General features: G+C 34.9%; 11 protein-coding genes. 7 read left to right on the forward strand and 4 right to left on the reverse strand.

What is annotated here, in order from left to right; genetic code table 11:
* Window positions 1–174: 174 nt before the first annotated feature.
* Complete coding sequence (locus tag BM143_RS22835) at window positions 175–1062, reverse strand: cbb3-type cytochrome c oxidase N-terminal domain-containing protein (protein WP_090027590.1); 888 nt, start codon at window positions 1060–1062, stop codon at window positions 175–177.
* 19 nt (window positions 1063–1081) lie between these two features.
* Window positions 1082–3361 (reverse strand): cytochrome-c oxidase, cbb3-type subunit I, encoded by a 2280-nt coding sequence (gene ccoN, locus BM143_RS22840; protein WP_090027592.1) that lies wholly within the window; start codon window positions 3359–3361, stop codon window positions 1082–1084.
* Between the two features lie 186 nt (window positions 3362–3547).
* Between ccoN and BM143_RS22845 the strand changes: the two genes are divergently transcribed.
* From BM143_RS22845 to BM143_RS22865, 5 genes are all read left to right on the forward strand, one after another.
* Entirely contained in the window at window positions 3548–3841 is a 294-nt protein-coding gene (locus BM143_RS22845; protein ID WP_047452397.1) for a helix-turn-helix domain-containing protein, read from the forward strand.
* 117 nt (window positions 3842–3958) lie between these two features.
* Window positions 3959–5380 carry an amino acid permease gene (locus BM143_RS22850; protein WP_090027594.1) on the forward strand — a complete coding sequence of 474 codons (1422 nt, stop codon included), beginning with the start codon at window positions 3959–3961 and terminating at the stop codon, window positions 5378–5380.
* A 155-nt stretch (window positions 5381–5535) separates the two neighbouring features.
* Window positions 5536–6339, forward strand: coding sequence for an AraC family transcriptional regulator (locus BM143_RS22855; protein ID WP_090027707.1), 804 nt, complete (start codon window positions 5536–5538; stop codon window positions 6337–6339).
* Window positions 6340–6448: 109 nt separating this feature from the next.
* Entirely contained in the window at window positions 6449–7063 is a 615-nt protein-coding gene (locus BM143_RS22860; RefSeq protein WP_090027596.1) for a hypothetical protein, read from the forward strand.
* Window positions 7064–7067: 4 nt separating this feature from the next.
* Window positions 7068–8171: an agmatine deiminase family protein gene (locus BM143_RS22865; protein ID WP_090027709.1), complete on the forward strand. Its 1104-nt coding sequence runs from the start codon at window positions 7068–7070 to the stop codon at window positions 8169–8171.
* A 316-nt stretch (window positions 8172–8487) separates the two neighbouring features.
* Here BM143_RS22865 and BM143_RS22870 read toward each other — a convergent pair whose 3' ends face one another.
* Entirely contained in the window at window positions 8488–12054 is a 3567-nt protein-coding gene (locus BM143_RS22870; RefSeq protein WP_090027597.1) for an NACHT domain-containing protein, read from the reverse strand.
* Window positions 12055–12056: 2 nt separating this feature from the next.
* Complete coding sequence (locus tag BM143_RS22875; RefSeq protein ID WP_090027599.1) at window positions 12057–13112, reverse strand: metallophosphoesterase family protein; 1056 nt, start codon at window positions 13110–13112, stop codon at window positions 12057–12059.
* A 255-nt stretch (window positions 13113–13367) separates the two neighbouring features.
* Here BM143_RS22875 and BM143_RS22880 point away from each other — a divergent pair, with 255 nt between their 5' ends.
* A complete protein-coding gene (locus tag BM143_RS22880; protein ID WP_090027600.1) occupies window positions 13368–13616 on the forward strand; it encodes a hypothetical protein in 249 nt (82 codons plus the stop codon).
* An 833-nt stretch (window positions 13617–14449) separates the two neighbouring features.
* The gene (locus BM143_RS22885; protein ID WP_090027602.1) at window positions 14450–16051 is read left to right on the forward strand and encodes a T9SS type A sorting domain-containing protein; all 1602 of its coding nucleotides are present in this window, start codon (window positions 14450–14452) and stop codon (window positions 16049–16051) included.
* Window positions 16052–16062 lie beyond the last annotated feature (11 nt).

Raw genomic sequence — 16062 nt, forward strand, 5'->3', positions numbered from 1 at the left:
TTAATTATTAATAAGGGTTGGAAGCTGGAAGAGGGAGGCTGGAAGTTCATATTGTGCAGTTGTTTTAAAATTTGATGATTTGGCTAAAAAAAAATTAATAAAGTTGTGCTGTAGATCTGCTTTTCAACCTCAAAAACTTCCCTCTTCCTGCTTCAAACTTCCAGACTATTAAAACTAATTGTTTCCGTTTTCCCATTTCACTTCTTCACCCTGAGCAGTGGCACCGCCCTGAGCCGGAGTGATAGGAGCGGTTTCCTGGTTGATGTGATAGATATACGCTGCAATCTTCTCAGCATCTCTTCCTGTAATAGTTCCGTCTTTGATAAAGGGACGCATCGTAGGATTATTCGGAGAGCCGTTTTCAAGCATCCAGAAGACATTTTTAAACAGACTTTTTTCCTTGATATTGATCCAGTGGGTATCCGTAAGGTTTGGTCCGATACCTCCTTTTCCACCGTCACCATGGCAGGTTACGCAGTTGGTTTTAAATAATTCCTGACCTTCAGCGATATGGTCCGCACTGTATTTTGCATTTTCCAGATTGATCTGAGGGGCGTTTTTTTCGTATTCTTCGATGGAAGCCAGCATGGTTTTCACTTCTTTGTCATATTCAGCTTCCGGATGAGCGTATTCCGTGAAGGCAAAAGCCATCAGATACACCACACAGAATATACATCCGAACCAGAACAGACCGATCCACCATTTCGGTAATGAATTGTCAAGCTCCGTGATTCCGTCAAAACCATGATCGATAAGGATGTCTTTTTCTTCCGTAGCAGACTGTTTCTTGAATGCAGAATTCCAAAGCTTCTGGTAATATGGAATATTTTTTTCTGCTAAATATTCTTTCTTTTCCTCATCTGTCAGCCTGTTGAAACTCTCATTTTCCACCAGATCTCCAATCGAGTTCATGATCAGGAGAAGAATGACAGCGATGAGAATAAGCGCCCAGAAAAACGGCGAGGAAAAATAACCTGAATCTCCGGCGAACATTTCAAACGCCATGATCGTTAAGCCTATCGTTGTTCCGATATATATTGAAATGGGGGTTCTCTTTTTCATTGCAGTACAATTTTATAGGTTACTCAGCACTTGCGGTCTGGATCTGTGTCGTTTTAATATCGGTACCCAATCTTTGCAGGTAAGCGATCATGGCTACAATTTCTCTCTGTTCAAGCGGAACATACGATGCTCCTTTTGCCATTTTTTCTTTTTCCATCTGATCTTTCACATCGGTAGCTTCAGAATAAATTCTCTGTACAATCGCTTTGGACTGGTTGTCGGCCCATTGTCCGGCAGAATCTATTTCCGCTTTTGAATAAGGAACATCGAAAACATTTTTCATTAACCTCATCTTGGCCACCATTTGAGTACGGTCCAGCTGATTCGTGATCAGCCATGGGAAACGCGGCATAATGGAACCTGCAGAGGTAATTCTCGGGTTGTACATATGTTTAAAGTGCCATGAATCCGGGTTTCTGCCACCTTCTCTGTGAAGATCCGGTCCGGTTCTCTTGGATCCCCATAAGAACGGTCGGTCATAAATAAATTCTCCCGCTTTGGAATACTGTCCGTTTTTACCTTCAAACCTCACGATTTCATCACGGAAAGGTCGGATCATCTGGGAGTGACAGGAGTTACATCCTTCACGGACATATAAATCTCTTCCTTCCAGTTCAAGCGGTGTGTAAGGTTTTACAGCCGTGATCGTCGGAACACTTTGTTTTAATGATAAGGTCGGAACGATTTCTATTAATCCACCTATTGCTACGGTAATGAAAGCTAGGATAGATAATAGTTTTGGTGTTCTTTCCAGCCAAAGGTGTACGCCTTCACCTTCTTTTCTTGCAGTCCCGATATCTGCCAATGCGGGAGCTTCTGCCGGAACGTTTTTCTGGAATGAACCTGATCTTACGGTTTTAATCACATTGATTACCATTAAAATAGCTCCGGAAAGGTAAAGAAGACCTCCTAAGAATCTCATTTTAAAGTAAGGAATGATCGCAGTCACTGTATCCAGCCAGTTTTTCCACAATAGGGTTCCGTCCGGATTGAACTGTTTCCACATCAATCCTTGGGTGAATCCTGAGATATACATCGGAACCGCATAAAAGATAATTCCCAATGTTCCCAGCCAGAAGTGCCAGTTGGCTAATTTTTTAGACCATAATGGGGTTCTCCACATGATCGGAATCAGATAATACACTACCCCGAAGGCCATGAAACCATTCCATCCAAGCGCACCCAAATGTACGTGCCCAATGACCCAGTCGGTGTAATGCCCGATTTTATTTAAAGATTTAGTAGCTAATAAAGGTCCTTCGAAAGTAGCCATACCATAACAGGTAATTGCTACGACGAAGAATTTAAGGATAGGATTTTCTCTTACTTTATCCCAGGCTCCTCTTAAGGTAAGAAGTCCGTTCAGCATTCCTCCCCATGACGGAGCGATCAGCATAATTGAGAATCCCGTACCTACGGCCTGAGCCCATGCCGGAAGCGCCGTATACTGAAGGTGGTGAGGACCAGCCCACAGGTATACGAATATCAGCGACCAAAAGTGAATAATGGATAATTTATAGGAGAATACAGGACGCTGTGCCGCTTTCGGCATGAAATAGTACATCAGACCCAGTACCGGTGTTGTGAGTACAAATGCTACGGCATTGTGACCGTACCACCACTGTACAAGTGCATCTTTTACACCGGCATATACAGAATAGGATTTCCAGCTTGTGAATGATAAGGGAACTTCAAGATTATTAAAGATATGCAGCATCGCCACAGCAATCCAGGTTGCGATATAGAACCAGATGGCTACATACAGATGTCTTACCCTTCTTTTCGCAATGGTTCCGAACATATTGATTCCGAAAATAACCCATGAGAAGGTAATCAGGATGTCAATCGGCCATTCGTGTTCTGCATATTCTTTAGAGGTATTGATTCCCATTAAGAATGTGATCACTACAGCAACAATCATCAGCTGCCAGCTCCAGAAATGAATCCATGAAAGTATATCACTGTACATTCTTGTTTTTAAAAGTCTCTGCATGCTGTAATACGCACCGCAGAAGAAAGAATTACATACAAAAGCAAAAATAACGGCACTCGTATGCAGCATTCTGATCCTTCCGAATCCCATGGCACCCTGCGTGTTGATCAGTCCCTGGATATTTCCGCTTCTCAGACTCTGAATCGTGGTATCATCTGTCCCGAATAAAAATTCAGGCAACTCAGGGTAGAAAAGCATTAGTGCGGCCGAAAGTCCCAGCAGAAAGCCGACCAGCCCGAATACGATAGTAGCATACAAGAATGCTCTGACAATATTATTGTCATAATTGAATTTTTGCGTCTCCATAATTCCAATTGTTGTTGTACGGAAGTGATATTTATCCTCTGAAATCAGAAGGCAGTGACTTTGATCTGGATGAAAAAATAAATATCATGTAACGTGTATAATGTTTTGCCAAAGGTATTTATTAACTTTGTGTAAGTCTAGTAGGTATCCTTCTAAACTATACCGAAAACTACTAAAACAAAAACGATGAAAGTATGTGGCCAAAATATCAGGAAAATCCGTAGAAGCAAAGACTTTACGCAGGAGTATATGGCTTTTGAAATGGGCATTTCCCAAAAGGCCTATTCGGATATTGAAAATTCTAAAGTGAAGATCAATCTCGATATCCTCACGAAGATTTCAGATATTCTGGAAATTAAGCCTTCCGATATCTGCAGCATTTCACACAAATGCGGAAATGACGGGACTGAAGACCGGTATCAGTCGCTTTTAGAGTACATGAAAAAGAATAATATTTCAATTCCGGAGGAATATTTATAAAGAAATACTTCGTTTTTACTTTTTAATTCTTTAAAACTGAATCTTTTGAAGGTTCTTACCGCTTCACAGAAGGCAAATTTCTCTAAAGTTTTATATATTTAGGGCATAATTGATTTTATGAGCAGCGAACAGAAAACGGAGTCCAATGATGGGTCTCTTGTCAGAGGATTAACCAACAGACATATTCAATTAATTGCCCTCGGAGGAGCCATAGGAACGGGACTGTTTCTAGGGATCGGTCCGGCAGCAGTTTTGGCGGGACCATCCGTTATTCTTGGATATGCTTTAGCAGGAATTATCGCCTTCTTTATTATGCGTCAGCTTGGCGAAATGGTGGTTCATGAGCCTGTTTCAGGAAGTTTTAGTCATTTTGCCTATAAATATTGGGGGAATTTTCCCGGTTTTGCTTCCGGCTGGAATTACTGGATTCTTTACATTCTGGTAAGTATGGCCGAACTGACGGCTATCGGACATTATATTCACTTCTGGTGGCCCGAAATTCCCCTCTGGGTTTCCAGTTTATTCTTTTTTATCGTCATTAATGCTTTAAACCTGGCTTCCGTGAAAGTCTACGGAGAGACTGAATTCTGGTTCTCCATCATCAAGGTGGTCGCGATTATCGGGATGATTGTTTTCGGAATTTACTTATTGTTGAGCGGTACCGGAGGCGATAAAGCGAGTATTTCCAATCTGTGGAACGACGGCGGATTTTTCCCCAAAGGATTCTTTAATAAAGGAGAAGGCGGATTCTCAGGACTCTTTGCTGCTATGGCAATGATCATGTTCTCTTTCGGAGGGCTGGAATTGATTGGGATTACTGCTGCAGAAGCTAAAAATCCTGAAAAGACGATTCCCAAAGCCACTAATCAGGTTATTTACAGGATTTTGATTTTCTATGTAGGAGCTCTGGTTATTTTATTTGCATTGAGCCCATGGAGAGAAATTACAGAAGGGACAAGCCCGTTTGTGATGGTTTTCCAAAACTTAAATGGATTTGAATTCAACATATTCGGAAAGGTGATCCAGTTCAATGTTTTAATTGCCAATATTCTTAATCTGATCGTTTTGACAGCAGCTTTATCCGTGTACAACAGCAGTGTTTACAGCAACAGCAGAATGCTTTTCGGATTGGCTCAGCAAGGAAATGCACCGAAATTTTTAAAGAAGCTTAATAAAAATAGTGTTCCTACCAATGCAATTCTGATCTCTTCCTGTTTTGCAGGAATCTGTATTATCATCAATAAACTGGTTCCTGAAAAAGCATTTGAATACTTAATGGCTCTGGTAGTTTCTACATTAATTATCAACTGGCTGATGATCTGTTATACGCATTTGAAATTCAGAAAAGAGCAAGACAGAGCAGGGGTGAAAACTTCATTCCCTTCTATTTTCTATCCGGTTTCGAACTATATCTGCATCGTATTTTTACTGACTATTTTGGTATTAATGAGTATCACAGGTATGGAAATTCAGGTGATTTTAATTCCGATATGGCTGGCATTCCTGTTTTTAATGTTTAAAATATATAAAGCAAAATAATTCACAGAACAAACCTGTTACAATAATATAAAAGGATGGATTTTATCTGTCCTTTTTTTGTATCCGGATAAAACAGAAACTAAGTTTAAATGCCTTATCTTTAAATCATAAACCCAGCTGGAATTAAGTCGGATTAATTGGTAAAATATGTAGCCGTGCAGATCAGTTTTAATGAAATACAGAAGATTGTTGATCATATCGAAGAAAACTTCGACAGGGAGATCACTGCTGATGAAATAGAGCATCTTTCCCAATATTCTTACCGTAATTTTCAAAGGATTTTTTTTAAGATCTTTAAAGAAACCATTTCCGGATTTCAAAAACGACTCCGGCTGGAAAAATCCTATAAAAAACTGATCTATACTGCTGATAAGATTTCTGATATTGCATGGGAAGTCGGCTATTTCAATATCCAGTCTTTTTCAAAAGCGTTTAAAAAACAATATCATATTTCGCCCGCAGAAGCCAGAAGTCAGAAGCAGGAGATTTTTAAAGAGTTTCTGGACAGTGATGCTATTGACCTGCAGTATGAGATCAAATACAAGGATGCTGTCTCTGTGTATTGTCTATTCATCAAGGCTAAAGATTACAACAATCAGGAGATTGACGATTTGTGGACTACCATTGAACAGGAAAACGGTGATTCTTTTCCTGCTTACGGAATTATACGGGATCAGCCGCTGATCACCAACCGTTCCCACTGCAGATATGGAGCAGCGATACTAAATACTGCGCCGGGAGCTTCAGGATTTCAGCAAACAGAAATTTTTGGAGGGAAATACATCCGGTTTACGCATTACGGATCTTTTGAAAATATTTTAGAAACCTACCGGGCCTTTTACCGCTTTTGGCTCACTAAACCAGAACTTTTGCTGGATAATTCAGATGTTATAGAAGAACATATGCAGTCTGAAAAGGGAGAAATGATGACCCATATTTATTTTCCGCTGCATTTGTAAGGATGTCCTTTTAGGACAAGTTTTGTTTTTTTGATGATCTAATTTTGCCCCAGATAAATAACCCTACTGATGGGATTTATCGCGTAAAATTTTAGAAAAACAGGACAGAATGAAAAAAAATGTATTACTCTTTATTGTATTGATTTCATCTTATGCACAATCTCAGATCTCCATCCAGGCTTATGGCGGAAATAAAGAAGCTGAGGTGTTGGGAATTTATGATAAAGATTTTAAGAACAGATGGAATTATTTCGCTTCCGGAACAGCTTCCTATGATTATGAAACACGAAAAGTAAGTCCGGCAGTGTATCAGAGCCTTAATTATTATGTAGGCAGCAACTGGGGTGCTTCCGCCGGGGTTTATATTTCAGACGAAGATGTAATGCCTTCACTGGGATTGGCTTTTGTAAAAGAAACCAGAACTTTAGGAATCAACTTATTTCCAGCTGTTACCTATTCTTTGGATACCGGAAAAGCAGGATTGGGACTTTACACCTTACTGGAATACACGCCTAAGCTGAATGAAAAGCTTAATTTCTACAGCATGCTGATGGTGGAATCTGATTTCAGTTTTCAGGAACATCAGGCCAGCAGCCAGATCATACGCTTGGGATTGGAAAACAGCAAAAAAATGCAGTTCGGGATAGGGAGCAATATTTCCCAGACCGGAAGTACTTTCGAAACCGATATCAATTTCGGATTATTTATTGGAAAAAAATTTTAATGATATGAATCAATTATTCGCACTCACCCTTTTATTTAATGTAACATTTTGTATGGCACAGACGTATCACTTCCCTGAAGAATCTTCACCTCACGAAGGAACCTGGCTGCAATGGCCACACCATCATCAGCACGGCGCTGAATACCGGAAACGAATAGAGCAGACGTGGATCGACATGACCAGAGAGCTTCAGTCCGGGGAAAAAGTTCACATCATTGCTTATGATGATACGGAAAAGAAAAGAATTTCCGATCTGCTGGAAAAAAATAAAATCCCTTTAAAAAATGTTGATTTCAAAGTATATCCTACCGATGATGTCTGGGTAAGAGATAACGGACCTATTTTCGTGAAAGATAATAACGGACGTGTACTCATCGAAGATTGGGGGTTCAATGGCTGGGGAGGAAAATATGATTCCGAAAACTGTGATGAAATCCCTCAGCGAATAGGAGCGGATCTGGGCATTAAAGTGATTGATCTGAACGAAGAAATGGTGAATGAAGGCGGATCCGTAGAAACCGATGGAAATGGTGTTCTGATGGCCTGTAAAAGTTCTGTGATCAGTCAGAAAAGAGGAGCTACCCGAACGAAAGGAATTACGCAACAGGAAGCTGAAGAAATGTTTGAAAAGTATTACGGCGTTTCCAAGGTTATCTGGCTTGATGGGGTTACCGGACTGGATGTGACCGATATGCACATCGACGGTTTTATGAAATTCATCAACCACAATACCATGATCACGATGGACGAGGACGGTCTTTTTGAAATGGGTCTTACCGATAAAGATATCAATACCCTTTACTCAGCAACCAATGTGGATGGAAAAGAGTACAAAAAAGTATACCTGCCGGCTACAAAAAATAAAGTGAAAACCGCTTACGGAAAGCAGCTGGAAGAAAAAGGCTCTTATATCAATTTCTATGTAGCCAATAAAGTGGTTTTGGTTCCGAACTATGGTGATCCCAACGATAAAGTAGCCAATAAAATGATTCAGGAGCAGTATCCTGACAGAAAAGTCATTGGAATCGATGTGAGAAACTTATATGAAAATGGCGGAATGATCCATTGTGTGACGCAGCAGCAGCCTGCCGGAAGTCTGTTGAAGTAGAATTTTATAATTGAAAACACCCCCTCCCTAAGAATGAATATATTTTTATAGAGGGGTTTTTATATGATCGGAATATGAAGTTGTGCGACAAAGATGACCAGCTTTTACATTTTCTGTCCTAATGATTTCAACTTTTTCGGACCGTATTCTCTGTATCATTTAAAAACAAAAAAACCATCCTTAAAAAAGAATGGTTTGTAGACCCAGAGCAACAAATATCGAATCATTTTATTAATGATTTACAGAGTTTTTCTACTTTACATCGTTATTTTAAGCCTTGTACAGATTTTTCTATCACTAAGAATAATAAAAATATTTAGCCTTTTAACATCTTCTTTGCTTTTTCAAAGTCTATATTTTTTGCTGAATTATTAATCTTTGAATTATTTGAAATTTCTAAAATAGAATTTACATAGAAGAATACAAGTTGTTCTGGTGAAAGTAAATCTCTGATTTCCTTAAAGACATTTTGAATTTTATCATATCCTTCTTCAAAAGAAGATAAAACAGCTACTATATCTTCAAAAAATCTACGTGCATAATGTAGATAAAATGGATCCTGATTCTCTTTTTCATAAATCAAGTAAAAAAAGTCTTTTAAAATTGGAATTTCATTTAAATTATTATAGTAAAGAACATCTTCAATTGGAAAGCCATCATCTCTAACGTTCAGGTTTTTTTCTATTTCTTTAATATTATTAAAATATATTCTAATAGCATCATCTTGATTACAATAAAATAATATATTTAATGCTTTTGATAAATAATCACTTTTTTCTGACGTTAAGTATTTCCTTGCAATTGATAATATAAATTCAGTATCTAAATGTTTTTCTTTAATTATATCAATTACATTCCAACACAAATTTGAATTTATATCAGCACAACAATTCTTCAAGAAATCTAAATTATTGTCAATTAATTCAAAATAAGCTTGTAATGCTCTTTTAGAAAGTAGACTCGGATTATTTAATAATAGCTCTCCAATTTTAGAATATACATCTGATAATCTATAATCAATTGCATGTTCAATATGTTTTTGTAACGGTGAAAAAAGAAGTTTTTCATTTTTTATATTGTATATTATTTTATTATTAAATGCCTGATCATCATCTACTCTCAATCTTATAAAATCTAACATGTTTTCATTACTCCAATTACGAATGTCTGAAAATTGAATGGTTTTTAAATAGAATTCTTTTGAGTTTTGTATTCCAAAATTGAAATCAAAATAATAGATATTTTCTAAAGCTGTATAATTGGAAGTTAATGTATACGTATTATTTTCATTAAATTTTATAATATCTAATAAATTTGTTTCTGAAGTTAAATTACTAACTAGTTCATTAACTATGCTTAGGTGATTTTTTAATTCTTCATTTTTTTTGGGGTCCCCTTTTACTGCATCTTTTATGAATGAAAGCATAAATAGGTTATTTTCAATCAGGGAATATATTTGATCTCTTGAGAGATCATGTTTTCTGTTATATCTTAATGCTTTTGCTATTAAGTCATGTACAGAATTTCGAAACCAATGATAGTTTGTTTCTTTATACCATTTAGTACTTATTTGTGAATACTTTTCCCAACTTAACAATTCAATATTATTTTGGTTAAAAAGATCATCAATTGCAACTTTAAGTTTTTCTTTATCAAAAATAATCTTTGCATTATTTTCAATAAGGCTTTCAATTTCAATTTTACTTATTGCGATTTCATTATCTGTTTTCAATTGCATTTCGAAGATGTAGCCAATCTCGGTGAATTTTTGTTCGAATTCACGTGCTAATTCTCTATTGTCACTGAATATCCAATTCCTTAGATAGGAGATATCACGATTATTTTCTATGTTTAATTCTTTGTTTTGATATTTTTCAATTAAGTATTCAATACTACTTTCTTGTATTAAAGTTGCAATAAGAAAAAAATTCTTGGTTTGTAAACCATGTATGTCAATGATATGTTTTAGAACCCTTTCTCTATTTTTAATTACATTGACAAATTTTGTTAATAAGTTTTCCTCATTGTAGTATAATTCATTATCTAATACAAAGTCAATTATTTTGATTACAAAATCATCTGAATTATCCGACAATTTGATCTTATCAATAATTTTCTCTTCTACATCTTTTTTTCTTAGAGTATCAAAATCAAAATCGTTTAAAGGATTTAACGAAACCATAAATAATTTAGCGATAGACTCTAAATCATTAAGATTTAAAAGGATTTTCTCTACATACATGCCTGTTCCTCTAAGAACATTATCGTTAGTTTGGTTGAAATAATTCTTTATAATTTCTAAGATTGTCGTAAAATCACTGTCTACATCATTTTTATCACTACACATAACTATAAGTTCATGTAAAACTTCTCTAGACTGGATTCCTTTGAAATCGTTTTTAATTTTCTCGAAATATTCATGATCATTTTCGTGAAATTTAAGCATTCTGATGGTACTTAATATTTCTGATTTAAAGTGATCATTGTGTTTGTATAGTTCTGAAATTAACATGTCTTTCACCTCATTAATACGTTCTTGAGGAATCTTTTTGTATGCTAAGATGTTGAGCGCTGACAATCTTGCCCTGTCAATAATTTGCTCATTGGTATATTGAGCTATTAGGAAGTCTAATTGCGCAAAATTTGCTAATCTACTTATTGGAATTTTTGACGATATACCCAGCCAAAAACCCTTTTCTATACATACTTCTTTGAAATAGTTTTCAAAGATTTCATTTTTAAGTTCTGAAGAAATTCTATTATCTTCCGCATAAAAAAGTTGTTCAGGTTCATTATTAAGAAGCCAATCTTTTAATAATTCATACTTGCTATTTTCTATGATATTTAAAAGAAAGGTCAGTGTATTAAAAAGAGTTGGTTTGATTCTATCTATTTTTGGAATTTTAATATAATCCAAAATTTCTTCAAATGTCAATTTAGAAAGATATTTTGCGGCAAAAAACTCTTGGAAATTTTTATGACGAAATTGGAGTGTGTTAGAATTGGAGTTTTTTTGAATAAGTGACAATTCTTCAAAAAATTGTTTATCATTATATCCTAATAAATCAAGTAAATTTTGTTCTTCAATAAAGTTCTGTTGCATTAATTCATTAGCTATAGATACTATTTCTAAACAATTTATTGTATGAAAAATATCTATAATATATCTTTTTCTTAAATTTTCTTTTGTCTTTTTTAATTCATTCAAAATAAATAAATCCCATATCTCTTGCTGGGTTTTAGGAAAGTCATTTTTCTCATTGTAATACTCGGCGAAAAGATCTAAATTAAATGGATTCTCTAAATAAATTTGTAATTTATGAATGTTATCGAAATCAATCTCTAGACCATATTTATTTAAAAGTATGCTTTTAATTTGTTTGTCATTCAGGCTATCTAAGTAAACTGCCTTAAAATCTGGAAGCCTCGTGATATATTTTTCATAGATGTTGGTTCTACAACTTAGAAGAATTTTATAATCTAAGTTCTTTATTCTTCGTGAAAAAAGATCGAGTTCTGAAATGAAATCCTGGATATTTGAAATTTCATCAAGCCCATCAAATATTAATATGAATTTTGGAAATTGATTTAAGTCTAAATTATTAATCAATTGTTCAATAGTTACAGAGGTTCTAAAACTTTTTATACTAATAAAAATTGGATAGCAACCCGTATTATCTTTTCTCTCCCATAATAAATCAACAAGCTGCAATAATTCTTCACTCTTGCCAATACCAGGATTGCCCAAAAGAATAATTCTATCAGTATCGTCAAGAAAATCAACAAGGATTCTCCTTTCACTTTCATTTACATATGAGAAAAAGTCTTCAAAACTGTCTGGTGTTTCTAAGACATACCTTTGTTCATAATAATTCTTACTCATGATTATTCAAACTTTAGGTCTGATTTATTTATTTTATTTAATTTATTAGTATGTTCGTCGCCAGAAAAAGTATAAATAACAATACCGTGCCCATCTTCAAGATCTGAATCAAACTCTCTTCTTTTCTTCATGAATTTTCTGAAGGTACCAGAAATATTTTTTGAATCAATATTTATATCAATTATTCCGTATCCTGGTTGGTACTCTGATTCTCTTTCTTCTGGTTTGTCAAAAGTTGACCTTCCTCTAAAATATACAATTTCTTTGCCTGTTACTCGTTCAGATTTGTTTATACGTGTACTATGTTCATGTCCCATTAATATAAAATGGATATCAGTATTATATAAAAGGTCCTCGAACTTACTTCTTTCAGATTTGTGTAAATGTTCTAAATCATGGTGACATACAAGAAAATTAAAATGCGTTTTAGCTTTCTTAAACTCTAATAAACATCTATCAATTTGGTCTAAATCGAAAAAGTGATCTTTAACTAATCCTTCACCACAACGCCATGAATCATTTATTAAACCAATTCCAATTTTAATATCTCCATATTCATATACAAATGTAGACTCAAATTCAGAATATGTATACTTACCGCTAGCAATTGATTCTGCATGATATCTCTTTTCAAATGCTAAATATCTTTCCATTCTGTCAAGATTGAGAAAAGTATGGTTTTTACTAAATTCCCTACAAATCTTTGTTAGTGTTTCTGTACTCTTGGAATATTGTAAAAGCCCTGCTTCTAAAATTCTATTAATTTTTTTTCTTTCGATATCATGATTACCTGCTATGAATAGTACGTTTCTTTTATCAAAAGGTAGATCCGAAGCGATTTTATCTATAAACTCTTCTTCAAAAACTTGATAAGGATCTGTATGGCCGTCATTAATTAAAGAATCTCCCGCTTTATCAACCATATCACCTGATATCACAATTAGATCAATCGGTTGATATGATTTAAGATCCTTAATTAATGCATCAATATAGTAATTCTGTAAATCGTCTAGATTTTCCCTAGATAAATGTATATCCGATAAATGTACAATGCGCATTTTATGAGTTATGTTTTTTCATTCCAATACAAGACATTTGTTTAGTTATTAGAATTATAAATATAAGCACTGTTTATGAAAAAAATATACAAAATCTCTTTATTTTAATCCTTAAAGCAGAAAATTAGTACAAATATGTAATTACTTAGAAACATGTCTACACAACTAAACTTAATAGAGGATTATGAAATAAGATATTTCTTGTTTTATAGTAAAAGTTTTTAACTTACATTTGGATTATAAACAAAAACGGTTATGGAAAAGGAAAATTTTGAATTTAAAAACTATATTTTTCAAAAAGGCTTTGAAAAAGTAGATGAAACTAATTTTGTATATAAAGTTTCAAATGATTATGAAGTAAATTTATATATTGAACAGGGAGATTATATAATCCCAGTTTCTCCGGATTTAGAGTTCAGAAAAGAAATTCCTAAAAATGAAAAGCAGGCAGAAAAAGAGTTTGCAGTAATTAGTGAAGTCTTAAAAATAAGCTTAAATAAATAAACTTATTAAAATAAGAATTGAATTTGAAAAGTAAAGATTTCTTAATTTTCACGTAGCTAATTTTTTAATTATGATCAAAAAAATGTCAAAGCATTCTTAATGATTTGCAACTATTTTCACTCTATAAATAATTATGAATTAAAAATTACGGCCTGCTTGTTAAAATGCAACATCACTACGAAATTAGAGAGATTAATGCATTGAAAAAAAACAAATCTATATTTAAGGAATTTAAATATTTCTAGAATTGATTCCTCATACTACCAATAGGACATAATCATATTCAACTTTAAATCAGTGTTTATTAGTAGCGTAAGCTGGAATAGTTGCGGAAAAAATAAACTACATGAAGAAGTTAGGAGCTCATTCGCAACTTTGAAAGTCCTGACGTCCTAACAAAGTTGCTGCTTCGCTCTGTGAGACTTTTTGGGTTGGTACTTTAGACATGAAATTTTTGTTTTAAAATTTTCTGACACCCTATAACCATCATTAAGTTTTTCTATTTGTGGGAAGCATTCGCGTAGATTTTTAGTTTAAATTATTTTTTTCTTCTATATAATTCTCAAGGCATTCCAAATAATTTTTGTGTCTTTTTTTTTGTATAAAAACTTTCCTCTGCTTTTCTGTATTTAATTCTCTAATTGAAGCAAATGCGACATGATTTGTCGCTTTGCACTAGTAGATTTGCATAAAAGAGTCAAAAAATTAAAAAGAAAACACACAGATGAGTGATAAAATTCATATTAAATCACCTTAATATGAAACAAGATATATGTTAAAAAATGTTAAATTCGCAAAATTAAAATTAATACTTACTCAAAAGAAAACATAGAATGAAAAAACTTTACTTCGGTGCATATACTTTATGTACAGTTTTAGGTGTGTCAGCACAGGATGTTGCCTGGCAAAAAGAGATTAAGTCTTCTACGCAGAATTTTCTAAGTCAGATTACCACAACTATTGATCAGCAATATCTTATTTCGGGAAGCTCGATTCAAATGAGTAAGCTTCAGACTGAAGGTAGTAAGCAAAATAACGGCTACGATTTCCACTTAATTAAACTCAATCAGCAGGGTGAGCAGGTTTGGGAAAAATATTTCTCAGGACAGAATCACGATTATCTGTCAGCTTCTGTAGCCACTCAAGAAGGAGGTTTCCTTCTGTCCGGAACTTCTTATTCCGGGAAAGGACTGGATAAAAAAGAAGATTCAAAAGGTGGATCTGATATCTGGCTGATCAGAATTAATGAATTCGGAGATGAGCTTTGGCAGAAAACATTGGGAGGTTCTTCTGATGAGGAAGCCAGGTCAGTTATTCAAACTACGGATCTTGGATTTTTTGTCGCCGGAAATGTTCAAAACTCATCTAAAGGGTACGGTTCAAAAGATGTCTGGGTTTCAAGACTGGACAAAAACGGAAAAATCCTATCTGAAACTGTTTTGGGAGGAAAAGGTCTGGACGAAGTGGAGAAGATGATTACTACGAAAGATGGAGGCGCATTGTTGGGAATTTACTCGAGAAGTTCCGAGATCCGCGCTTCGGGTTCCACAGATAAGTCGTCTTCGGCATCCTCATATCCTGTATCCCGAACCGCTAAGTCTACGGATAATTTCGGAGAGGGAGATTACTGGATCGTCAAGCTTGACAAAAACGGAAAAGTAGAATGGGAAAAGAACTTTGGAGGAAAAGGTGATGATCACATCAGAACTTTAGCCCTAACATCAGCAGGATATATAATTGGTGGAGAATCCAGATCTGAAAGGTCAGGAAACAAAACGGTAGGTATTGAAGAAGGAACAGACCTTTGGCTTATTTCTTTAAATGAAAGAGGTGATGAGATATGGCAGAAATCTTTCAATTTCAAGAACCGGGATATCCTGATGGGAATGAGTGTCCTTCATTCAGCAGATGACAAATCTTCAAAAGGGATTCTTTTAGGCGGTTATACGCAGGCAGAAGGAAGGATAGAAACAGATGATGAAACATTCTGGATGCTGTACCTGAATCAGGACGGAAATGAAGAGTGGAGAAAATATGTGAAAGGAGAATCCAGGAAGAAAGAAGAAAGACTTTCAGATATTAAATTAAATAAGGATGGTTCTATCATTCTGGCAGGAACCAGCGCTGAAGAGCTTGGAAAAGAGAACTGGAAGATTGTAAAGCTTGGAGACAGCCAGATCAATAAATTAATTGAAAAACAAGACATCAAGATCTACCCGAATCCGGTTTCAGACTATGCTTACGTAGAAATAGGCTTTGAATTTAAAGAAGCAGATATTATGCTGTATGATATGGGTGGAAGACAGCTTCAGAGCTTGAAGACGAAGAATAAAGTGACGAAGATCAATACTCAGAATTTGATTCAGGGGGCTTATCTGGTGATGATAAAAACGGATACGAATAAAACGGCAAATGCAAAATTAATTAAGAAATAAAAACTCAAATC

Source organism: Chryseobacterium oleae, assembly GCF_900115055.1.
Taxonomy (GTDB): domain Bacteria; phylum Bacteroidota; class Bacteroidia; order Flavobacteriales; family Weeksellaceae; genus Chryseobacterium; species Chryseobacterium oleae.

Excerpts from the sequence above, each read along its gene's own strand:
- BM143_RS22885 (WP_090027602.1), top strand. The coding sequence starts at position 14,450 with ATGAAAAAACTTTACTTCGGTGCATATACTTTATGTACAGTTTTAGGT.
- BM143_RS22875 (WP_090027599.1), bottom strand. The coding sequence starts at position 13,112 with ATGCGCATTGTACATTTATCGGATATACATTTATCTAGGGAAAATCTA.
- BM143_RS22870 (WP_090027597.1), bottom strand. The coding sequence starts at position 12,054 with ATGAGTAAGAATTATTATGAACAAAGGTATGTCTTAGAAACACCAGAC.
- BM143_RS22845 (WP_047452397.1), top strand. The coding sequence starts at position 3,548 with ATGAAAGTATGTGGCCAAAATATCAGGAAAATCCGTAGAAGCAAAGAC.
- BM143_RS22860 (WP_090027596.1), top strand. The coding sequence starts at position 6,449 with ATGAAAAAAAATGTATTACTCTTTATTGTATTGATTTCATCTTATGCA.
- BM143_RS22865 (WP_090027709.1), top strand. The coding sequence starts at position 7,068 with ATGAATCAATTATTCGCACTCACCCTTTTATTTAATGTAACATTTTGT.
- BM143_RS22835 (WP_090027590.1), bottom strand. The coding sequence starts at position 1,062 with ATGAAAAAGAGAACCCCCATTTCAATATATATCGGAACAACGATAGGC.
- ccoN (WP_090027592.1), bottom strand. The coding sequence starts at position 3,361 with ATGGAGACGCAAAAATTCAATTATGACAATAATATTGTCAGAGCATTC.
- BM143_RS22850 (WP_090027594.1), top strand. The coding sequence starts at position 3,959 with ATGAGCAGCGAACAGAAAACGGAGTCCAATGATGGGTCTCTTGTCAGA.
- BM143_RS22880 (WP_090027600.1), top strand. The coding sequence starts at position 13,368 with ATGGAAAAGGAAAATTTTGAATTTAAAAACTATATTTTTCAAAAAGGC.